Below are 23,589 nucleotides of genomic sequence, written 5' to 3'. Positions count from 1 at the left end.
GGATGGATGGAGAGATGGGAGAGATGGGAGAGATGGAGAGAGACTTATCGCTGGACATCGTAAGGGTTACCGAATATGCTGCGTTGGCGTCCGCTCGCTGGACGGGTAAAGGAAACAAACATTGCGCGGACGAAGCAGCTACCTCAGCCATGCGGTCCATATTCAGCTCGATTCCTTTCCGCGGAACTGTCGTCATTGGCGAAGGTGAGATGGATGAAGCGCCAATGCTTTATATCGGAGAACCGGTAGGCAGCGGTGCAGGTCCGGAATATGATGTGGCCGTTGATCCCCTGGAAGGGACGGACATCGTCGCGAGCGGCAGAAATAATGCCCTTTCTGTTGTTGCCATTGCGGAGAAGGGGAAGCTTCTTCATGCCCCGGATATGTATATGGAAAAGTTGGCTGTAGGTCCGCGTTTGGCAGGGAAGCTGAGTTTGGATGCTCCGCTGGATGTGAACATCCGTAAAGCCGCAGAGATCCTTCAGAAGGATATCACGGACCTGACTGTATCTATTCTTGACCGCAAAAGACATGCGGATAAAATACTTATTCTACGCGGATTAGGCGTGAAAATCCATTTGTTGAGCGATGGGGATGTCGCCGGTGCAATGGCCTCCGCCTTCCCGGATACCGGCATCGATCTGCACGTGGGTTCCGGCGGAGCGCCTGAAGGTGTGCTGGCGGCTGCGGCTCTCCGCTGCATGGGCGGTGAGTTTCAAGGAAGGCTCCTGCCGGACAACGAAGAAGAGAAACAGCGCTGTATCGACATGGGGATCGATGATCCGTCCAAGGTGCTCGGGATGAGCGACTTGATCGGAGATTCCGATATCTATTTTGCCGCAACGGGCGTGACCTCCGGCGATTTCCTGAGCGGGGTCAAATACCTTTACGGCAACCGCGCACAAACGCATTCCGTTGTGATGAGAGCGCAAACGCAGACGGTTCGTTTCATCCAATGCGTTCATTATATGAACGATTACCGGCTTGGGAGCGCTTGAGCTGGAACTTGTAGATCACGGCGAAAAAGGAGTATGCTTGAACTAGTTCTTGTTGGAGAGGAGCATACGACTATGCATTTGGGATTACAGGGCAAGGCAGCCCTTATTACAGGCGGCAGTAAAGGAATTGGTCTGGCGACGGCGATTGCCTTATCGCGCGAAGGCGCCAAGGTAGCCATCTGCGCCAGAAATGTAGAGCAGCTTCAGGAGGCCGCTGCAGCAATTGCCGAAGCGACGAATGGCGAGGTGTTTTTTGTTCAGGCCGACGTTCGCTCCGAGGAGGATTGCAAGCGCGCGGTGGAACAGACGGCAGAGCGATTCGGGCGGTTGGATATTCTCGTGAACAATGCCGGAACAGCGGCGGCCCAGCCATTTGAACAGGTAAGTGCAGACGCTTGGCAGCAGGATCTTGATCTGAAATTGTTCGGAGCCATTCATTGCTCCCGCTATGCCATTCCCCATATGCGCAAGGTTGGCGGGGGCTCCATTGTGAACATCACGACGTCCGCCGCCAAAACGCCGCCTGCTTCTTCCTTGCCGACTTCCGTTAGCCGCGCTGCCGGGCTTGCTTTAACGAATGCGATGAGCAAAGATCTCGCCGCTGATCGCATTCGCGTGAACACGGTGTGCATCGGGATGATCCGCAGCGATCAGATTGAGAAAGTGTGGAAGCGTGTCGCTCCCGATCAGTCATGGGAAGAGTTTGCGCGTGATCCACGACATGACATCCCGCTCGGACGTGTCGGCAACACGGAGGAAGCTGCCAATGTCATCACCTTTTTATCCTCTGAAGCCGCTTCTTACGTAACAGGCACATCCGTCAACGTGGATGGTGGAAAAGGAGCAGCGCTCTAGATGGTTAACACGAGCTGTAACGCCTATTTGGATAGGCGATACGGCTCTTTTTTAACGAGAAGGCATAGAAATTCTGTGCGGTTTACAGGCAGGGGGCATGACGCCCCCGAATTACGCCTATTTTGATCAGGCTGTCAAAAATTTGGCTTCAGTCGAATGATTTTATCATCGCCTTGCTTAGGCTTGCCGCGACCGTCACGGTTGTTCGTCATGATATATAGAGAGCCGTCGGGTCCTTCGTACACATTGCGAAGCCTGCCGAATATGCCTTGAAATAAGTGTTCCACGCTCGCGACTGAATCGTACTTTGGTCCTTTTAGATTTAGTTTAATAAGCCGTTCTCCCCTTAATCCTGCCACCAGAAGGCTGCCTTTCCAAGGTCCAATACGAACGAAAGCAGCGCCGGAAGGTGCCCACGTTTCTTTTCCGCTATGGAGGAGCGGAGTCTTAAGATTCGCTTTCTCAGGACTTGAGGATTCTTCCCCCTCAATAAGAGGCCAACCGTAATTGCCTCCCGGTTCAATCAGATTAATCTCATCATGTGCGGTTTGTCCATGCTCGGAGCTGTATAGTTGTCCGGTTTCCGGGTGCCAAGCGAGTCCTTGCGGGTTGCGGTGTCCCAGGCTGTAGACAGGTGAATTCTTGAATGGATTCGAGGCAGGTATGGAGCCGTCCAGGCCAATTCGTAATATTTTGCCTCCCGTGCTATTCAGGTCCTGTGCCAAAGGGGGATCGTACCGATCGCCTGAGGTGATATAAAGGAGCATATCGGGACCGATTTTGATCCTTCCGCCGTTATGATTTTCAGCGCCTGGCAATCCGGCAATCAATACTTTATCCAGCCGGGCTTTATTGTTGCTTTCAATCAGCCTCAGCACCCGATTTTTGATTTGATCCTTATCCCGGTAGGTGTGATAAACATAGATGTAATGGTTGTCCATAAAAGAGGGATCGAGCGCGAGTCCTAACAATCCGCCCTCACCTGTACTAATGAAGGGTGCCTCAAAAGTAATAAGCGGTTCCGGGTTCAGACGGCCTTTCTCAATAACTCGCAGATGTCCGGGTCTTTCGGTGAAAAAAATGCGCCCGTCCTTCGCGATATCCATTTCCCAAGGGACGTTAAGTCCTTCGGCGATAGTTTCCATCGTATAGGGTATATCTGATTTTGTAGTGGCAGCAGGTGCCGGAGCCGGACTGTTCACTGCATTTTTAGATGTACAGCCGGTAGTAATCCCGAGTAATACCGATATCAGAACAACTGCAATCTTTCTCATCAATGATCTTCCTCCTCGTATATTACCATCATAACACTTCTCCTGCTCTATTAGCCAAAATATACCGGAATCCGGCGGACTAAATTTTCACTATAATAGCTGTATATAGAGAAATCGCCTGATAGTAGTCTTGGCAAATATGGAAGGATGAAGGACATGGTACCGTTCCGAAGCAATAGGACATTGGCCTTTTTCATGAAGAAAATGTTATTGACGGTACTGCTATTGGCAGTCGTAATGTTAACACCGGTACCACAGCTAGTCTATGCCGATAGTTGGTGGAATATGGAAGTGAAAGCGAAAAAATACGCGGATGAAGGTAAAATGAGCGAGGCCGCCCCCTTATGGGCAAAGCTCGTTGAGCACTTCACTGGTGAGGGGACCGTCGGCGGTTGGACGAATGCAGCCCTCTATGCGAAACTGCTTGGTAAGTATTATGAAACCGTTCACGATTATTCGAATGCGGTCCGTTATTACGAGATCGAGAACAATGGCTGGTTGAATGCCGGCAAAGATTGGGGCGCAGAAGATTGGTATCGTGCACAGGAGCTCCGGTTGACGCTCGACCTCTATGTTTCGACCGACCAACTGGAGACGATCAAGAAAGCGGCTGTCCCAAAGCAAGGAGAGCTGGCCAAATTTGAGCCGGAGTATGGCGTATATCTCGGTATGTATTCCGAAACTGATCCGGGGATGGGCAACCATTTCGATCGTTCCAAATCGATTTATGGCAAGAACCATGCCATTTATTTAGCTTACTCGCCGTATGACGGTGATTTTCCGATGCGATACGCGGATAATGCCAAAAAGGCCGGCAGCGGTACCGCGCTGCAGATTGCTTTGGAACCGTCGAATGGGCTGGACGAAGTGAAAGACGATCCTCATCTCCGTAAGTGGGCTAAGGATGCGAATGCGGCGGGCATCCCTATTTTTCTTCGTTTCGCAAGCGAGATGAACGGTAACTGGGTCATATGGCATGGCAATCCCGACAAATACATCGAAAAGTTTCGCATCATTTCGGAAGTGATGAAGGAAGAAGCGCCGAATGTCGCCATGGTGTGGAGCCCAAACGACGTTCCACGCTACTCGATGGCTGCCTACTATCCCGGCGACCTCTATGTGGATTGGGTTGGCGTTAATTTGTATACGATGCCATATGGAGACGGCCAGCCTTCACTGCCCGGTTATGGCACGAGCCCAGTGGAACGTCTTGAAGAGGCATACAGGTTGTATGCCGACCGGAAACCGATCATGATCAGCGAAACCGGCGTGGCGCATACAACGAATCGGGATGGTAAATCGCATACGGATTGGGCGGTCGCGAACCTGGACCGGTTGTATGAAGTCATGCCCAAAAAATACCCGCGGGTCAAAGCGATTACCTACTTTAACCAAAATATGACGACACGGGAATCGCTCAACGATTATTTGCTGCGTGACGATCCTATCATGATGGGTGCATATAAGTCCATTATTGCCAGCCCCTATTATCTTGACAAGGTCGCAACAGGTGCAAAGCCAGACATGCCGATCGGGTACGTGAACGCGGAGAAAGCATTTAGATTCCGCAAGAAGGTGTGGATCGTCCCATACATTCGTATTCCCGAGGTGTTTATCGGCAAAGTGGAATACAGGATGAACGGAACCGTCATCCAAACGCAAACTCGCGCTCCATTCAACCTTGATCTACATGCAGGAGAAGTACCGGAAGGAGCACAATTAGAAGTTAACGTCCACAATCAAAACGGAAAGTTGGTAAATGCGAAGACACTCGTATTATCATCGGATGTCAACGTTAAAGTTGACGGCAAGGATTTGGGTTCCGGGCAGCCGCCTGTTATCCGTGAAGGCTATACGCTAGCCCCGCTGAGAGCCATTTTCGTGGAACTTGGAGCACAGGTTACATGGGATCCTTCAACGAAGACAGCTACTGGAAGCAAGGGAAGCACAATCATTCGTATCGGCATCGGGGAGAAAACCGCAGAGAGAAACGGCACTACCGTTGATCTTGAGACACCTGCTGAGCTAGTCAATGGCAACCTGATGGCACCGGTCCGGTTTATCGGCGAAGCATTCGGCGGTAGCGTAGAATGGGATGGAACAGAACGTACCGTAAGTATCTTGACGTCTGACAACCCCCATCGGACTGCATCTGCCAAAGTGCATGCCGACGGCTTTTTGGCAAAAATCATGAATGGTCTGAAATGCCTCCTATACTTTTCAAAGGAAATGATTTAATTCCTAGGGTAACCATCCGTAAACCGCACAATTATACTGGAATTGATGTTTGCAAACGGTTTCTCAAAGTATTAGGAGGATGATTTACGTGACGAACGTAACATTCAAGCAGGAAGCAGTAGCTTCTTTATTCGAAAAATTTCAGGGCATATTTGACATCGGAGCGGCTGTAACGCCGCGAACGATTCATTCCCAAGGCGTCTTGCTGAAAAAACATTATAACAGCGTGACTGCCGAGAATCAGATGAAGTTCGCAGAAATTCATCCGGAGCCGCATCGCTATACGTTTGAAGCAGCCGATAGCATTGTGGATTTTGCTGTACGCGAAGGTAAAAAAGTACGCGGGCATACGCTCGTATGGCACAATCAGACGCCGGATTGGGTGTTCCAAGGGGATAACGGAGCGCCTGCCGCAAGAGAGCAGCTTTTAGCGCGGATGGAACGGCACATTGAAATCGTTGTGAAGCGCTATCGCGGTCAAGTATACGCATGGGATGTGGTCAATGAAGCGATTGAGGATACGGCGGAAGTGATGCTGCGCAAATCGAAATGGCTCGACATCATTGGCGAAGATTATATCGCTAAAGCGTTCGAATATGCACATCGCGTAGATCCAAACGCCGTACTGTTCTATAACGATTACAACGAAACCAATCCTGTAAAACGCGAGAAAATTTATTCGCTCGTCAAATCGCTGCTGGACCAAGGCGTACCGATTCACGGCATCGGCATGCAGGGACATTGGAACATTCACGGCCCCACACTCGCCGAAATCCGCGAAGCCATCGAGCGTTACGCATCGCTTGGCGTTCAGCTGCAGATTACGGAGCTGGATCTTTCCATGTTCGAGCATGAAGACAGGCGCACAGACCTAATCGAACCGAGTGCGGAGCTGCAGGCGCAGCGCTACGAGCAGATGTTTGACTTGTTTAAGGAATTCCGGGGCATCATCACGGCGGTGACGTTCTGGGGAGCGGCGGACGATCATACATGGCTGGACGATTTTCCGGTCAAGGGCAGAAAAAATTGGCCGTTTCTTTTTGACAACCTTCATGTTCCCAAAAAGTCTTTCCACAACATCATGAAATAAATGAATGTTGCCGGATTCATGCTTACGGGATACAATAAGAGCAACCTGATTCGATTCAAAAGCCTACTCGGTTGCCGATAGCTTAGTTCCAGCCGCATTTTAATATGACCTCGCGAGTCCGGTCCGCTGCCGGGCTCGCTTTTCCATTTTCGTAATCAAGGGAGTGAATATCTTCATGTTGAAAGTCATGCTGGTGGATGATGAACTCTATGTCAGAAAAGGCTTGCTAGGATTAATCGACTGGGAATCGCTAGGCTTTCGGGTTTGCAGTGAAGCCGATAACGGCAAGGATGCTTTGCGGCTTATCGAGTTCGAGCAGCCCGATGTGGTGATCACGGATATTCGCATGCCGGTGCTGGACGGATTGCAGCTGATTGAAGAGGTAAAGCGGCGGAGAATTAGCGCATGCAAATTTATTGTTTTAAGCGGTTACAATGATTTTTCCTATGCGCAATCCGCCATTCGATTTGGTGTGAGCGATTACATTTTGAAGCCGATTGAAGAGGAAGAGTTAGAAGCGATTTTACGCAGGTTGGCCCAGCAAATCGGTGAAGAGCTCGGCCAGCAGTTGGTTCGTGGCCGACTTACCATACAAGGCGTATTCGAACAATTGTCCAGAGGCGACCAGGTGCCCAAAACGCTGGAAGAGCTATCTGCGCAAGTACGGGTAACCAAAGGAACTATTTTTCGATATGGCATCGTAGAGATCAATCGGAGTTTCACAATTGAAAAAGAAAGCGCTATCTCTCCTCCTGGCGATGTTCTTAATATCGTCATTGACGCCTTTCAAACGCTGACCGGAACGCCGAATGAGTTCGTCGTTCAGCTGCGCAAGCATCAATTCGCCTTCCTGATAGGGAGTGATCGGCTGCAGCCATTCTGCGGCAGTATCGAGCGCTTTGCGGAAGCGCTGCAAGGCTTGCTCGCACGTCGCTTGCAAGATGAGGTCACCCTTTACATCGGTAAAGGCGTGAAAGAAATAAAAGCGCTTGTGGAGTCTGTTCAGACGACGCAGGAAGCGCTGCAATATAAATATGTGCCGAGCTTAAAAGGGCTGCTTCTTTACGAATCCATACAAAAGGTGGCGCTCAGTTACTCTGAACCGGATGCCAGCTTGTTCCATGCGATTAAAGAAGCAGTCGAAGAGCAGGAAATGGAGCGGCTTGGCGCTTCGATTATAACCCTGTTTGGCGAAATCGCAGCCAAATCGATGGGCAGAGACGCTATAGGCACGATCATTAATCGTTATGTACACGCGATCATAGGTGTATTGCAGCAGATGCAAGGACAAACTGAGCTTCTCACGACGCTTAAGCCGATGCTTGGCTGGGACCAGCTGTCGCTGTCTTTCCGTGATCTGCAATTGTTATTCACTTCGTTTATGGCCGAGAGCGCACGGATGATCGAACAGCTAAGAGGCGAGCAGACCAAAGGCAGTATCCATAAAATCAAATGCTACATTGAGTACCATTACCAGGAAAACATTAATCTCAAAAGCATTGCCGCCGAATTTTTCATGAACCCTGTATATGTCGGGCAGCTGTTCAAGAAAAAATACGGCGTTTATTTCAATGAATTCCTGCTCTCCATTCGCATCGGCGAAGCCAAGAAGCTGCTCCGTCAAACCGACCTCCGTATCTACGAGATTGCGGAGAAGGTAGGCTTCAACAATGCGGATTATTTCGTTGCTCAATTCGAAAAAATAGAGGGAATGCCTCCCTCGGAATATCGCAAAAAACTACTGACCAAACGAGGCGAATACAGCCATGAGACAACCATCCTTTCACCTTCATAATGTCCGCCTGCGCAATAAGCTGCTTATGCTGTATGTTCTGTGCGTCTTTATTCCCATATTGCTGACGAACATCATTTTTTACAACGTGACGACGCATAACGTGGAGCGTCAAAAAACCGAAGACATTTCTCTAAATCTGGATAAATTAAAGGACGATTTCCGGGCGAGCGTCGATAACGCGGTCGGTATTTCGTCCGTTTTTTATACCGACAGTTTACTGAACGAAGTACTCGAGCAAAGATATGAGGAAACGATCGATTTTGTACGGGTGTACAACAATCAGGTTTCAGCTAATGTGAATAAATACAATTCGGTTTACAGCGAAATTAAGTCCGTCCAATTATATACTTCGAACCCGACGATCCTCGATTCCGGCGGCATGCATCCGCTAACGGATGTGATACGCGAGACTGAATGGTACCGCAAGCTGCAGAAGCTGCATCGCGAAGGTCAGCCTTATCCGCTTGTGACCCGCAGCGGGGGCAGCGATGCGTTATTCAGCGGCATCAGCATCATTCGTCAGCTGAACTATTTTGACCATCCGAGCTCCTTTAACAAATTGCTCAAAATCGATCTGAACCCGGATGCCATCAAGCAGTTGTTCAAAAATCAAGCCCTGCAAGGGAAGCTGTACCTGCTTAACGGGGAAGGCGATATCGAGTATACGACCGATACGCAAGTCGACTGGACCCGGGGGCACACGAACTTTCGGACTGTACCGGTACCTAAGGATGGAATGGTTCTGGAACGCACTTACACCGTGAATTATTTGCAAGGTTGGCGCATCGTACTGGTTTCCGACTCGCATGTGCTGGATGCCGTGCGTAAGTCGAAAGAGTTTGTCGTATATTTGGCGCTGGTGAACATTTTGCTGCCGACGCTGATCATTATCTGGATTTCTCACTCGCTTCACGCGCGTCTGGTCCGCATTCTTGTGCATATGAAAAAAGTCAAAAACCAAAATTTCGAGCTCATAGGCGAGCCCGAATCCAAAGATGAGATCGGCCAGCTCACCAGAGAGTTTAACCGGATGACCGTGCAAATCAAGAGCTTGATCGATGATGTCTATATCGCCGATATCCAGAAAAAAGACTTGGAGCTGAAGCAACGCCAATCGCAGTTGAACGCACTGCAGAGCCAAATAAATCCTCATTTTTTATTCAATGCTTTAGAAACTATTCGCATGCGAAGCTTGATGAAGCAAGAGAACGAAACGGCCAAGATTATTAAGAATATGGCGAAAATGTTCCGCCGTTCCTTGGAATGGGGCGGGGATTGGGTCACGTTCCGGGATGAGCTGGATCTGATTCTCTGCTTCCTGGAAATTCAGAAGTACCGTTTCGGCGATAAGCTGAGCTATCACTTTGAAGTGGACGAGTCGGTTTATAATTGTAAAATTCCGAAAATGACGCTGCTTCCCTTTATCGAGAATGCAAGCATCCACGGCATCGAGCCGTTGCAAGGTCAGGGTACGATTGAACTGAAAGCAACAAGAATGGGCGATTTGCTGAGATTTACCATTTCCGATAGCGGGATTGGGATGCCTAGAGAAAAAGTAGCTTTGCTGAACGCATATATGACGAACGGTGATGATGTCAGCGAGCACGTGGGAATGAAGAATGCTTTTTTACGATTGAAATTGTATTATGGCAGCTCCATCGATGTCCGAATCGATAGCGAAGACGGGTCAGGCACCATCGTGACCATTACGATGCCGGTGCAGCCGAACCTCTGATCATACACCTATGCTTTACTAAGAAGATACTAAACTTTACAGGGTAATCAAGCCGAGAACGATTTACTATAATGAAAGTGCTTACAACAACAGATTCGTTTTGAGAGGGGAGTTTCAGCAAAGTATGAAAAAAAGTTTATCCTTACTCACAGTCGGTGTAATGTTAACGCTTTCGTTAAGCGCTTGCAGCGGTTCGAACACTGCAGCCCCTGCCGCTTCGAATGCACCTGGCAGCACAGCGGCAGCTGCGGATGACAACAAACCGGTTACATTTACCTATTACAGGTTCGGTGCCGGGAAGAACATCAACACGAATGAAACGCCGATCGGTAAAGAATTGGAAAAGCAGACCGGAGTCAACTTCAAGGTTGAGACGCTTGTAGGGGAATCCAAAACCAAGTCAGGCGTTATGATTGCCGGCAACGAGTTTCCAGACGTCATTTCACCTGAGGGCGAAATTGACAAATTTATGGATGCGGGCGTATTCATCGCATTAGACGATTTGATTGAAAAATATGGACCGAACATCAAACGCGTATACGGCCCATACTTTAACAAAATGAAGCAAAAAGACGGAAAAATCCATCACCTTCCTTACAGCGCGAACCAAGGCTTTATCGCGAACCCGAACGTAGACCAGGGCGCATTCTGGATTCAACGCGGTGTGCTCAAGGAAATGGGATATCCCCAAATCAAGACGCTCGACGAATATTTCGATGTCATCAAGAAGTACAAAGAGAAGCATCCGCAAGTTGATGGAAAAGACACCATCGGGTTCTCTGTATTGACCTATGATACGAACTTCTTTACGATTACAAACCCGGCGTTCCATCTTGCAGGGTATCCGAATGACGGCGGTCTTCTGATCGATATGAAGACGCGCGAGGCGAAAACGGTCGCAATTGACGAAGCAACAACCAAGCGCTGGGTGAAAAAGCTTAATGAAGTTAACGCGGCAGGTTTATTCGATAAAGAATCGTTCACGATGAACAAAGACCAATATTTAGCAAAGTTGACTTCCGGCCGCGTTCTCGGATACTTCGCATATGACTGGCAAGTGGGCGACGCCCGCAATAACTTGGCCAAAGCAGGCATCGACGATAAACGGTATATGCCTCTGCCGATCGTGTTTGATAAAGGAATTAAGGATCAATACCTCGATCCGCCTTCTTTCGTAAACAACCGCGGTATCGGAATTACGAAGAGCGCTAAAGATCCTGTTCGCATTATCAAATTCTGGGACAACATGCTAAAAGAAGAGAACCAGATACTTGTGCAATGGGGCATTAAAGGTCAAACCTATGAAGTCGATGATAATGGTATGTTCTACCGTACGGATGAGCAAATCGCGAAAATTAAAGATCCTAAGTTCTATGAAGATTTCGGTCTGAAAGAGTTTGCCTATAGCTGGCCTCGTTACGGTAACTCTTCTGTAGTGAAAGGCAACAATGCGTATGATCCGAGCAAGCAGCCGGTCGTTGCAGAGAAGAACTTTACGGAAGGGGATAAGGCGCTCCTGAAGGCGTACAATGCGAAAGTTTTTACGGATTTATTCAGCAAACCGGATGATCGTCCATGGTATCCTGCATGGAGCATTAACAAGGGACAAGGTACGCCGGAGCAAATTTTCGAGCAAAAAATGAGCGATCTTCAGAAGAAGGCTTATCCTGAAATGATTCTCTCTGCACCCGACAAGTTTGAAAAAGCATGGAGCGATTATTCATCTCAGGCAAGCAAGCTGGATATCAAAGGGTATGAAGCATTTGTAACCAAAATCGTGCAAGCTCGCGCATCCGGCGACTGGTCGAAATAAGTGACACGGGACGCAAGGCACAATACGCATGGTTCAATGTCATGCGTCCCTTTTTTTCCAGATAAATAACATGCTAACTTATTGGAGGAGTGAGTGATTTTCCATGGAGAGCCTTACGACAAGTACCCTAAAGGGCAGAAATTCGCTGTCCGGGAAATCAACGGGATTGGCCTTGTTTTTTCAAAAACTTGGCAAACAAAAAGCGCTGATTGCCATGTCGGTCCCTTTTCTGATTTGGCTGTTTATTTTTAAATACGTTCCGCTTTGGGGATGGACGATCGCGTTTCAAAATTATCGTCCCGCCCAAAAGTTCTCGGAACAAACCTGGGTCGGCTTTGACCAGTTTAAATTTCTGTTTCAAGATGAGACATTTCTTCGCGTACTGCGCAATACGCTTGCGATGAGCACGATCAACCTTGTGCTGGGCTTCGTTACAGCCATTACATTAGCCATTCTCCTCAATGAACTGCGCCAACTCATTTTCAAAAGAGTCGTACAGACGATCAGCTATTTGCCTCACTTTGTTTCCTGGGTTGTTGCCGCGAGCATTATCTCGGGCGCACTTTCAACGGACGGCGGTATTGTCAACTTTGTATTATTAAAATTACATTTGATTAGCGAACCGATCCTGTGGCTCGGCAAGGGTGAATATTTCTGGGGAATTCTCGGTTTGTCCGAGGTGTGGAAGAATGTCGGCTGGAATACGATCATTTTTTTGGCGGCCATGACGACGATCGATCCCGCACTGTATGAATCCGCGGAAATGGACGGAGCAGGGAGATTTCAGCGTATCTTGCATATTACGCTCCCAGGAATAAAACCGGTTTTTATCATATTGCTCATTATGAACCTAGGGCACATTCTAGAGTCGGGCTTTGAACCGCAATATTTGCTTGGAAACGGAATGACCGCTGATTATTCGGAGAATCTTGACATTTTTGTATTGAAATACGGGATATCCTTAAGCAACTTCTCGATTGCAACAGCAGCAGGCATTTTCAAAACAGTGGTCAGCTTCATCTTCTTGATCAGCGCCAATCAAATTGCCAAGCGCGCCGGCGAAGCCAGATTGTTCTAAATAAGGTGAGACTTTGATCTCCGGTCAAAGATCCCTATATATCCCCATAGAAAAATAGGAGGTGTACGGTGTGGAAGCTGTGACGAATAAAGGCTCGCGCATACGCTATTCTTCATTCGGAGACCGTGTTTTCGATATTTGCAATTTCCTCTTCATGATCTGTTTAGTTGTCGTAACGTTGTATCCGTTTGTCAACACGCTCGCTGTATCTCTCAACGATGCGAATGATGCCGTTCGCGGCGACATCTATTTGCTGCCCCGCATGTGGACGCTGGATAATTATAAATATGTGTTTAGCGAAGCTTTGATCATACAAGCGTCTTTCATTTCAGTATTAAGAACGGTGCTAGGAACAGTGATTACTGTGTTCTGCTCGGCTATGGTCGCCTTTACGATCTCCCGTCAGGAATACGTGCTGCGCAAATTCGTATCGATTTCTTTTATATTCACGATGTATTTTAGCGGCGGACTAATCCCTGGTTATTTGTTGATTCGTGACCTCGGTATGTTGGGAAGCTTCTGGGTATACATTATTCCAGGCATTATCGGGGTATTTAATCTGATCGTGATTCGTTCATTTATTGAAGGACTGCCTGACGGCATATTGGAAGCGGCCCGTATTGACGGGGCGGGTGATTTTGCAATGTTCATAAGAGTCGTTCTTCCGCTAATCGTGCCTGTTTTGGCTACAGTTTCTCTCTTTTGCGCAGTTGGACAATGGAACTCCTGGTTCGATGTTTTCTTGTATAACTCCTCCAAAGATTATTTGAGCACATTGCAATACGAGCTTATGAAAATATTGCAAAATACGAACACGACGCAGACCCAATCGGCGGCGGAGGTGTTCGCCAATAGCGCAAATACGAACGCGTTGACGGTGACTCCGACAGCGATCCGCGCTACGATGACGATCATCGCAAGCGTTCCAATCATTATGGTCTATCCATTTCTGCAAAAGTATTTTGTTAAAGGAATGACTGTGGGCGGCGTGAAGGGTTGATCGGACGCGGTTAACTTTTCCCTCAGGTGCTAAGCGAGTGCTATGGGTAATGTGCAGCTGGTAAAAAACTAATCCCCCCACAGCAGCATAACTGCTGTGGGGGGATTAGTTTTGATCGTAGGCTGAACGGTTGGACTACGATTGTTCACTGATTTTTCATTAAGATAATCATCCCAGGCTGTCCTATTGGACGGTTTTTTTGCGTGCGAACTGGAAAAGTGTTCCAGTGATTATCATCTGAGCTGCTGATTATCGAATGCTGAGAGTACCTGTTTTATCTGAGAAATAACATTAGAGCGTAAGATGATTATTGCTGCAATTGAAAAAACGGGATATATCTAAGATGTAAGACCGACAGACGATGGTTCCTTGGTTTCCAGGAGAAATCTATTGGGAAGGAGTGGATGGAACGGATTATTATTATCGCATTGTTAGTACTAAGGCAAGTAAATAATTGCTAACGAAGTGACTACATTTGCAGGAGAGTGAATAATGAAAAAAAAGATGACCGCACCGACGATCGCATCTGCAGCGATTGCATCCTTAATTGCAGGTATACTGCTTATTCCACAAGCCTTTGCAGCGAATTTATTCATTGATGATTTCGAGGATGGCAACGCGATTGGCTGGACGACACAGAACGGTGCCTGGGAGGTTGTACAAGACGGTGGATCCTACGTGTACCAGCAGACCAGCACAAGCGAAGGTCGTGCATCAGCCGGCAATTCTGCATGGACTGATTATTCGGTTGAAGCCAAGGTGAACGTGAGCAATTGGAATGGTTCGAATCGTGCTTATGTGGCCGGAAGGTATAAAGACGGGAACAATTTCTATGCAGCGTCTTTGTATAACAGCAATGGAGGCAAGCTTGAAATCCGTAAAAAAGTAAGCGGTTCCACAACGACTTTAGCTACCAAAGATTTTTCTCTGGCAACAGGGACATGGTATAACGTGAAGCTGGAAATGACAGGTTCGACGATTCGTATGTATGTTAACGGATCCTTAGAACTTAGTGCTACAGATTCGAGCCTGACTTCAGGTGCGATTGGATTAATTGCCTATAAAACTGCTGCGAAGTTCGATCAAGTGGTAGTATCGGATACTTCAGGATCACCGAGTCCTACGCCAACAGCCACTCCGACGCCGTCGCCGTCAACATCACCTACTCCCACACCCACACCAACGCCTGCTGCCGGCGAAGTATATGTCGCTCCGAATGGTACCGACAGTAATCCGGGAACGCTTGCGAGCCCTACGACATTGACTGCGGCTTTAACGAAAGTCGCGCCAGGCGGAATCATCTATCTAAGAGGCGGGACTTACGCATATTCTACGCAAATCACAATTGATCGGACGAACAACGGAACAGCAAGTGCCAAGAAACAAATCGCTCCATATGCTTCAGAGAAGCCGATTTTGGATTTCTCTTCACAGACTTACAACGCTTCAGACGTATCGCTTAATGCCAGAGGACTCCAAGTCAACGGCAGCAATTGGACCATTAAGGGACTGGAGATTAAAGGCGCTGCCGATAATGGCATTTATGTTGCCGGGAACGCGAATCGGTTAGAAAATCTGGATGTACATCACAACAGAGATACAGGCGTGCAGCTTGGCAGATATGCTTCCACCGCGGCTGACAGCGAATGGCCTAGCAACAATGAAATCATTAATACGTATTCACACGATAATTTTGACCCGGATAACGGGGAGGATGCGGACGGGTTTGCGGCAAAATTGACGGTGGGTACAGGCAACGTGTTCGATGGTTGCATTGCCGCTTACAATACGGACGATGGCTGGGATTTATACACCAAAACCGAGACCGGGCCCATCGGAACCGTGACAATCAGAAATAGTGTCGCTCATCACAACGGCCAGACTTCTTCGGGAAGTACGACTAGTAATAGCGACGGGAACGGGTACAAATTAGGCGGTGAAAAAATCGCCGTTAATCACGTGGTAACGAATTCCGTGGCTTATCAGAACAAGAAACATGGTTTCACCTACAACAGCAATCCGGGCACCATTACTTTGAAAAATAATACATCCTACAACAATGGACAAAGCAATTTCGCATTTGATTTGGGAACGCATCAATTTACGAATAACTTGTCTTATAAAGGCTCTTCCAGCGATAAAACAAGCGGCACCGATGTTCAGAGCACGAATGTATGGTGGAAAAACAATGTAAGCACGAATGCAAGCGGTCTCCTCGCCAGCGACGCTGATTTCGTGAGCTTAACGCCGACTTTGACGCGCAATGCAGACGGGTCTCCAAATCTGGGCAACTTTTTGAAGCTTGCTACAGGCAGTGATCTGATCGGAGCAGGAACGCCAAGCGGCACGAATATCGGCAGGGTTGAACCCTAGAGGAGGCTGACGAATGAATCCAATTGTACGAGTGAAAAAGTTTGATAAATCTATCGCGTGGATACTATGCGGGGCGATCCTTTTGTCTTTGGTGCTTGCCTTTCCGGCTAATGCGGCGACATTGCTGAGCAGCAATTTTGACGATGGCCAGGCGACGGGGTGGACGCCTACGAGCGGCAGTTGGTCGGTGGTTCAGGACGCGGGCAATTACGTCTACAGTCAGTCCAGCACCAGCGAGGGACGTACCTCTGCCGGCAGCCAGTCTTGGACCGACTACAGCGTTGAAGCCAAAGTGAAGGTAGAGAACTTCAATGGCTCCAATCGGGCTTATGTGGCTGGCAGGTACAAAGACGGAAATAACTTCTATGCAGCTTCTCTCTATAATAGCAGTGGAGGAACTTTGGAAATCCGCAAAAAAGTAAGCGGCTCCACTACGACGTTAGTGAGTAAAACGAATTATCCGCTTGTGGTTGGTACCTGGTACACCGTGAAGTTGGAGATGGTTGGCACATCCATCAAAATGTACGTAGATGGTACTTTGCAGCTATCGGTTACTGACAATAGCTTATCATCAGGGGCTGTAGGTCTTATCGCATACAAAACGGTAACGAAATTTGATCAAGTACTGGTTGCGGACGGTTCGTCTTCTACGCCGACACCAACGGCTACCCCAACAGCAACGCCAACGCCAACGGCGACACCAACGGCTACCCCAACGGCTACCCCAACGGCTACCCCAACAGCCACCCCAACGCCTGGCACCTTGAGCTCGTATAATTTAACAGGCTTTTCAGTTGGAAACACGGGTGGAGGAACGATTGCCGAAACGGATGCAGCTTATAAAAAGGTTTACAATGCCACTGATCTTGCTCTAGCCCTTAAGAAAGGGTCTGGCGTTCGTGTCATTGAAATCATGAATGATTTAAATCTGGGATGGAACGAGATACCGGCAGCAGCGCAAGTATCGCCTTTCAGCGTTCATAACGCGGCTCTCACACATCCTGTGCTTAAAAGCACTGGCGTAAGTAAAATCTACATCGACAGCTTCAACGGATTGACGATCTTTTCAGCAAACGGCGCGAAAATCAAACATGCTTCTTTTGTCGTGAAATATAGTTCCAATCTGATTATTCGCAATCTGGAATTCGACGAGCTGTGGGAGTGGGATGAATCGACCAAAGGAAATTACGACAAAAATGATTGGGATTACCTGACTATTGAGGGCGCCAGCTCCAAAGTATGGATAGACCATTGTACATTCCGTAAAGCTTATGACGGCGTACTCGATGTAAAAAAGGGCAGTAACGGCGTAACGGTATCGTGGTCTTCTTTCTTGGCAGACGATCAGAGCGCAAACAGTTGGGTTACGCAGCAAATCAACGAGATGGAAGCGAATATGTCTTCTTATCCGATGTATGCTTATCTAAGAAGCAGCGCAATCGGGTTAAGCAAAGCGGATATTATTGCAATTGCAGCCGGACAGAAAAAAGGGCATCTCGTTGGATCAACGGAGTTTGCTACCGATAATGCCAATCTGCAAGTCACGCTTCATCATAACTATTATCAGGATGTTCAAGACCGGATGCCGCGTCTCCGCGGGGGGAATGCCCACGCCTACAACATCGTGATGGATAACGCTGTCGCTTGGGCAGCGAAGAAGAAAATTACGCCTGCGATGGAAACGGCCTTGGCAGGACAAGGTTATAAGTTCGGCGTAACAAGCAATGGAGCTATTTCTACTGAGGATGGAGCCGTAATGATTGAAAAATCTCAAATTATCGATGTCGCTTCTCCTGTGCGCAACAATCAGACAGATCCGGCAGATGCCAGTTATACAGGCAAAATTCTTGCTGTTGATACGATCTATACAATAGACGGATCCACATTTAGGGGAAATAGCGATTCGACAGGGAGCCCGCTAGCACCGGTACCTGCACCAGTTAAACCTTTCTCCTGGAATGGATTTTCGACCTTGCCTTATAGCTACAACGCTGACGATGCATCGACTTTGAAATCGAGACTCACCGCGTCAGACGGCGCTGGATCCGGTAAATTAAGTTGGTCCAAGACCAATTGGCTAAAAGTAAGTTATTAGAACAAAAAGGCTGTTCCCCGAGCAGAAAAATTCTACAGGGGAACAGCCCTTTTCTTACTTTTTATAGGAGGAATCCATATTCAAGCTACGCTCTTCGTCTCTTACGTAAATACCAGACTAACATGGAGATAAAGTCCTGGATCGAAGCGGTTTGGTGAAAAGCTAATGTAGTTGCCATAAGCAAGAAACCTCCCTGACTTGTTAGAATGCCATGCATGAAGAGTACTACGTAAGAGAAACGGATCTGGTTTTATTTTTTTTTTATAAATTTTTCACATGCGCTGGGGAAGTTTTTTCATATGATCACTGTTTTTTGAACAAACATCTCCGATTTCTGCATTAAACTTCTCTCCTTAAAGTTGGATAATAAACATGTAAGCGTTATCCACAATCAAGCGACTTTAGGGGAGGAAACAGAGATGAAAAAAGCTTTAACGTTAGCACTCTCGTTATCTGTGCTGTTCACAGCAGCTGCTTGTTCTTCAGGTACAAATACCAAAGCGCCTGCAGCTAGCGGCGAACCGGCCAAGGCTGCGGCTACCGTAACGCCTGCGGCAAGCAAAGATCCGATCAAGCTGCGGGTTGCATGGTGGGGAGGACAATCGCGCCACGATTACACGCTGAAAGTGATCGAAATGTACGAGAAGCAGAATCCGCACGTGAAAATCGAGCCGGAATACGCGACGTTTGACGATTATTGGAAAAAGTTGGCCCCTCAAGCATCAGCGAACCAACTGCCTGACGTGATCCAGATGGATATCTCGTACTTGGCTCAATACGGCGGGAAAAATCAGTTGGCAGACCTGGCTCCTTACACGAAAAACGGAATTCTTGACGTTTCCTCTGTCAGCCCGAACGCTCTATCCGGCGGTGAATACGGCGGCAAGCTTGTAGGCATGAACTTAGGCGTAAATGCGCTTAGCACCACATTGGATGTGAATACGATTAAAGGCTTGGGAGCCGCGGTTCCAGGCAAAGATTGGACATGGGACGATTTTGAAACGTTGGCGGCTAAAGCCAAAGAAGGAGGCAAACAGGTAGGCGGCTTCGCATTCCGTCACGAAGTGTTCTTCCCTTATTACTTAAGAACGATTGATCAAAAAATGTACAATGCGGATGGCACGGCTCTTGGCTACTCGGATGACAAACCGCTTATTGACTACTTCAAGCGCTACCAAAAATGGTATGATAGCGGCTATATCCTTTCACTCGATAAAGAAGCGCAAAAGAAAGGCGTTGCCGAAGAAGATGAAATCCTGCTTGGCAAAGCGGTTTCAGGTCATGGTTGGTCCAATCAATTCCTGGCTGTTGCCAATTTGGTGAAAGATCGTCCGCTTGAGCTGTTTCCGCTTCCTGGACGTAACGGAAATAAAGGTTTGTTCATGAAACCTAGCATGTATTTCTCGGTTACTAACAGCTCCAAGCAAAAAGAAGAAGCGGCCAAATTCATCAGCTTCTTCGTCAACGATGTTGAAGCGAACAAACTGATTAAAGGTGACCGAGGCGTGCCGGTATCCTCCAAAGTGAAGGAAGCACTTAAGCCGATCCTGAGTCCGAATGAAGTGAAAATTTTCGATTATGTTGCCTGGGCTGAACAAAACAGCAGCCCAATGGATCCACCGAATCCAATTGGTTCGATCGAAGTCGAGAAGCTGCTGAAATCGACAAGTGAGCAAATTCTTTACAAGAAAACGACCGTTGAAGAAGCAGCGGCCAAATTCCGCAAGGATGCGAATGCGATCCTGGAAAAAAATAAAAAATAACGGCTGCTGAGCGGCCAAAAAAGGGAACCTTTCATTAGCGAAGGGTTCCCTTTCTTTTTTGCAGGGAAATTATTCTATTTTTTTGTTGTATCCATCTTGACATGTTAAACGTTTCAATTTAAGCTATTACTGAGTGTTAAACGTTTAACAAAATGGAGTTGAAAGTAACATGAGCAAGCCCAAACAAGTCACGATTGTGGATGTGGCCGAAGAAGCCGGCGTATCAATTGCCACGGTCTCCAATGTGCTGAATCGAGGTGGTATTCGTTCGTCTAAAGAAACAATCCGTAAAGTTGAGCAGGCTGCGGAGCGGTTAGGCTATCGACGCAATACGATGGCAGCAGGGCTAAGCCGCAATAAAACGTACGAGATTGGATTAATCGTTCCGGGATTGAATGGATATTACGGGCAGCTTGCCGAACATCTGCAGGTTGAAGCACACAATCGCGGGTATCATTTGTCTGTTTTCTCCTCCGGAGGATTCGACCCGGAGATTGAGCGCAGAAATTTGGAGGTTTTGCAACAGCGCAGAGTTGATGGCTTGATTTGCCACGGTTTGGCGATGGGCTTTGAATCAACCAGATCCATTGTGAACAGCGGGACGCCATTAGTGCTCATTAACGGCTGGGATTGGCCTGAGGATATCGCCATAGGCGCAGTCAATCTAGGTTTTGCTTCAGCTTGCGAGCAATCGGTCAAGCTTTTGTTGGAACGTGGCTGCCGAACGCTTTGCTATGTTAGCAGCAAGAGATCCAAAGCAATCGACGAGCAGCGGCATATCGGTTTTATTCGTGGGATGGAACGTTATGGAAACGGTATCAATTATGAGGTTGCCGATGCGAAGGATCTCGATGTCGATGTTTTTTTGCGAAAAATGCGTGAAGGCCATCCTGCGCCGATTGGCATCGTTGCGTTCGATGACCATGTGGCATTACGCCTAATATGCGGGACGCTTCGGTTAGGCATTGAACTGCCGGAGGAGATGAAAATCGTAGGCATTAATAACGATTATATTGCAGAGCATAGTTATCCAGGTCTTACAAGTTGGGACATTCCTTACACATTTCAGGCCCAAATGGCTATCGATAAGCTGCTTAGCAAGCTGAGTAATCAGCAAGCAGCCGAACAGGATGAGCGGGAAATCAATGTCCCTCTCACATTAATTGAACGTCATACAACAAACGCATTGAAGGGCGGAGTGAATGAACATGTGGCAAAAGGCAATTGAAGATGCGGTGCAGAAAACAAAAGTAAATATGGAGCGATTCGGCGACTTATTTCCCCATGTGAGCGATAATGATGTATATTTGCTCAATCCGAACGATGATTGGACGGATGGTTTTTGGTCAGGTATCTTGTGGCTATGCTATGAATATAGCGGCGACCAAGCTTTCCGGGAAGCAGCGAGGAAAACGGTAGCGAGCTTCAAGCAAAGATTGGAGAAGAACGTTGCACTGGATCATCATGACATTGGATTCTTGTATTCTCTATCTTCCAAAGCGCAATGGATCATCGAAAAAGATGAAGCCGCTAAAGCTTTAACCCTGCAAGCAGCCGATGTGTTATTAAAGCGTTGGAGACCTAAAGGCCAATACATACAAGCTTGGGGTCCTGAAGGTGATGAGCACAACGGAGGACGGATTATCATTGACTGCTTGATGAATTTGCCGCTGCTTTATTGGGCTTATGAACAGACGGGTGACGCCAAATACAAAGAGATCGCGGTGACTCACGCGAACTTGAGCCGCCGTTATTTGGTGCGTGGCGATGATTCATCGTTTCATACATTCTATTTTGATCAGGAAAATGGGGAGCCGCTGCATGGAGGAACGCATCAGGGCTACCGGGATGGCTCTACGTGGACACGCGGGCAAGCGTGGGGTATTTACGGGTTCGCGTTATCCTATCGATATACGAAAGATCCGCTTTATTTGGAAACGTCAAAGCGCTTAGCGCGTTATTTCTTCGAACGATTGCCTGAGGATAACGTGGTGTATTGGGATTTCAATGTACCTGTTGATGCGGATACGAAGCGCGATAGCTCAGCCTCCGCGATTGCGTCTGCCGGGGCCTTGGAGCTTCTCGACCATTTACCGCAAGACGATGCAGACCGCAAATTCTTGGAAGATGGCATCCAGCGTTCAATGAACGGACTCGTTGACAAGTATGCCACGATCGGCAAACCGGACGCTCAAGGCTTCATTGAGCATGGATCGTACCACGTTCGCGGCGGTAATGCACCGGATGATTACATGATTTGGGGCGATTATTATTATCTTGAAGCGCTTCTTCGATTAGAAAAAGGGCTCAAAGGTTACTGGTATGAATAATAGAGCTATTGAAGGAAACCACCGCAAGTACTGGATTAACACGGTGAATCGCATTGCATCACCTGTGTTGGAGGCGCTGGCTGCGAGGAAGCTTCGCGCCATAATGCCTGTAGAGCGCAAGAAGGATGAGCAGTTGCAGTATTCTCATCTTGAGGCGTTCGCGCGCACGCTGGTCGGTATCGCGCCATGGCTGGAAAGCCGCTCATCGGATCCGGAGGAAGAGCGGCTGCGCAGCCATTATGGCGAGCTGGTTTGTTCTGCGATGGACGCGGCGACGGACCCGGATTCGCCTGATTACTTGAACTTCACAGTCGGGTATCAGCCGATTGTGGATACTGCTTTTTTGGCGCATGCAATCCTCAGGGCGCCGAATGCTTTGTGGCACAGTTTGGATGAGCGGGTCCAAAGCAATGTGGTTCAAGCTCTGAAGGCTACTCGCACGCGCAAGCCATTTTTCAGCAATTGGCTGCTGTTCTCAGCCATGATCGAGGCTGCTCTGTTCGTCTGCGGCGAAGAATGGGACCGCATGCGCGTCGATTTTGCCCTCAAGCAGCATGAGCAGTGGTATCTAGGCGATGGGATGTACAGCGACGGTCCGGAGTATCACGCCGACTATTATAACAGCTTCGTTATTCAACCGATGCTGGTCGATATTATCGACCGGGTTAGCGGCGAATCTGACGACTGGGCGCAAATGAAGGCGCCGATCTTGGCCAGAGCGCAACGTCATGCGGCCGTGCTCGAACGCTCCATTTCACCGGAAGGCACATTTCCGGTTACCGGTCGCTCGCTTGCTTACCGCTTCGGCGCGTTTCAGCTGCTTGCTCAAATCGCTTTAAGAGGTGATCTGCCGGCAGAGGTGGATCCGGCGCAAGTCCGGTGCGCGCTTAGCGCTGTCATTCGCAGGCTGATCGAAGCACCCGGCACATTCGATGAAGCCGGCTGGTTGCGTATCGGCTTATGCGGACACCAGCCCGAGCTGGGGGAGCCCTATATTTCGACCGGCAGTCTGTACTTGTGCTCGGCGGTCTTCTTGCCTCTCGGACTGTCGGCGGAGGATGCATTTTGGCGCAATCCCGATGCCCTGTGGACTTCGCAGAAAGCTTGGTCTGGGCTAACCGTAGCGATAGATAAAGCGAAATAGTGTTGTGA

General features: G+C 48.3%; 15 protein-coding genes and 2 pseudogenes. 16 read left to right on the top strand and 1 reads right to left on the bottom strand.

Going from position 1 to position 23,589, the window contains the following annotated elements; genetic code table 11:
* Positions 1-32: 32 nt before the first annotated feature.
* Positions 33-998 carry a class II fructose-bisphosphatase gene (gene glpX / locus ICC18_RS12025; RefSeq protein WP_188174784.1) on the top strand — a complete coding sequence of 322 codons (966 nt, stop codon included), beginning with the start codon at positions 33-35 and terminating at the stop codon, positions 996-998.
* A gap of 72 nt (positions 999-1,070) precedes the next feature.
* Positions 1,071-1,853, top strand: a complete 783-nt coding sequence (locus ICC18_RS12020; protein ID WP_188174610.1) for an SDR family NAD(P)-dependent oxidoreductase — start codon at positions 1,071-1,073, stop codon at positions 1,851-1,853.
* Positions 1,854-1,987: 134 nt separating this feature from the next.
* On the opposite strand, the gene ICC18_RS12015 is transcribed toward ICC18_RS12020, so the two are convergent.
* Entirely contained in the window at positions 1,988-3,127 is a 1,140-nt protein-coding gene (locus ICC18_RS12015) for a PQQ-dependent sugar dehydrogenase (RefSeq protein WP_188174609.1), read from the bottom strand.
* Between the two features lie 195 nt (positions 3,128-3,322).
* Here ICC18_RS12015 and ICC18_RS12010 point away from each other — a divergent pair, with 195 nt between their 5' ends.
* The 14 genes and pseudogenes from ICC18_RS12010 to ICC18_RS11950 all read left to right on the top strand — a co-directional run bounded on the left by ICC18_RS12010 (position 3,323) and on the right by ICC18_RS11950 (position 23,581).
* Complete coding sequence (locus ICC18_RS12010; RefSeq protein ID WP_188174608.1) at positions 3,323-5,365, top strand: stalk domain-containing protein; 2,043 nt, start codon at positions 3,323-3,325, stop codon at positions 5,363-5,365.
* An 88-nt stretch (positions 5,366-5,453) separates the two neighbouring features.
* The gene (locus ICC18_RS12005) at positions 5,454-6,455 is read left to right on the top strand and encodes an endo-1,4-beta-xylanase (RefSeq protein WP_312029520.1); all 1,002 of its coding nucleotides are present in this window, start codon (positions 5,454-5,456) and stop codon (positions 6,453-6,455) included.
* A gap of 175 nt (positions 6,456-6,630) precedes the next feature.
* Positions 6,631-8,250, top strand: a complete 1,620-nt coding sequence (locus ICC18_RS12000) for a response regulator (RefSeq protein ID WP_188174606.1) — start codon at positions 6,631-6,633, stop codon at positions 8,248-8,250.
* Entirely contained in the window at positions 8,222-9,985 is a 1,764-nt protein-coding gene (locus ICC18_RS11995) for a sensor histidine kinase (RefSeq protein ID WP_188174605.1), read from the top strand. The genes ICC18_RS12000 and ICC18_RS11995 overlap by 29 nt, the downstream gene beginning before the upstream one ends.
* 124 nt (positions 9,986-10,109) lie before the next feature.
* Positions 10,110-11,798: an ABC transporter substrate-binding protein gene (locus ICC18_RS11990; protein WP_188174604.1), complete on the top strand. Its 1,689-nt coding sequence runs from the start codon at positions 10,110-10,112 to the stop codon at positions 11,796-11,798.
* Between the two features lie 214 nt (positions 11,799-12,012).
* A complete protein-coding gene (locus ICC18_RS11985; RefSeq protein WP_223192536.1) occupies positions 12,013-12,876 on the top strand; it encodes an ABC transporter permease in 864 nt (287 codons plus the stop codon).
* A 70-nt stretch (positions 12,877-12,946) separates the two neighbouring features.
* Positions 12,947-13,876, top strand: coding sequence for a carbohydrate ABC transporter permease (locus tag ICC18_RS11980; RefSeq protein ID WP_376745621.1), 930 nt, complete (start codon positions 12,947-12,949; stop codon positions 13,874-13,876).
* 492 nt (positions 13,877-14,368) lie between these two features.
* Positions 14,369-14,962 (top strand): annotated as a pseudogene (locus tag ICC18_RS34525) (LamG-like jellyroll fold domain-containing protein); the annotation flags it as partial.
* 93 nt (positions 14,963-15,055) lie between these two features.
* Positions 15,056-16,249, top strand: a pseudogene (locus ICC18_RS11975) (right-handed parallel beta-helix repeat-containing protein); the annotation flags it as partial.
* 13 nt (positions 16,250-16,262) lie between these two features.
* On the top strand, positions 16,263-18,344 hold the full coding sequence (locus ICC18_RS11970; protein ID WP_188174602.1) for a pectate lyase family protein: 2,082 nt from the start codon (positions 16,263-16,265) through the stop codon (positions 18,342-18,344).
* Between the two features lie 419 nt (positions 18,345-18,763).
* Entirely contained in the window at positions 18,764-20,107 is a 1,344-nt protein-coding gene (locus ICC18_RS11965) for an ABC transporter substrate-binding protein (protein WP_188174601.1), read from the top strand.
* Positions 20,108-20,276: 169 nt separating this feature from the next.
* Positions 20,277-21,335 (top strand): LacI family DNA-binding transcriptional regulator, encoded by a 1,059-nt coding sequence (locus tag ICC18_RS11960; protein WP_188174600.1) that lies wholly within the window; start codon positions 20,277-20,279, stop codon positions 21,333-21,335.
* The gene (locus ICC18_RS11955) at positions 21,310-22,437 is read left to right on the top strand and encodes a glycoside hydrolase family 88 protein (protein ID WP_188174599.1); all 1,128 of its coding nucleotides are present in this window, start codon (positions 21,310-21,312) and stop codon (positions 22,435-22,437) included. Before ICC18_RS11960 ends, ICC18_RS11955 begins: the two co-directional genes overlap by 26 nt.
* On the top strand, positions 22,430-23,581 hold the full coding sequence (locus ICC18_RS11950) for a DUF2264 domain-containing protein (RefSeq protein ID WP_188174598.1): 1,152 nt from the start codon (positions 22,430-22,432) through the stop codon (positions 23,579-23,581). The genes ICC18_RS11955 and ICC18_RS11950 overlap by 8 nt, the downstream gene beginning before the upstream one ends.
* Positions 23,582-23,589 lie beyond the last annotated feature (8 nt).

Source organism: Paenibacillus sedimenti (assembly GCF_014534655.1).
GTDB classification, from domain to species: Bacteria; Bacillota; Bacilli; order Paenibacillales; family NBRC-103111; genus Paenibacillus_E; species Paenibacillus_E sedimenti.
Note: the sequence above shows the minus strand (reverse complement) of the source record. Positions and strands in the feature narration are given on the sequence as shown.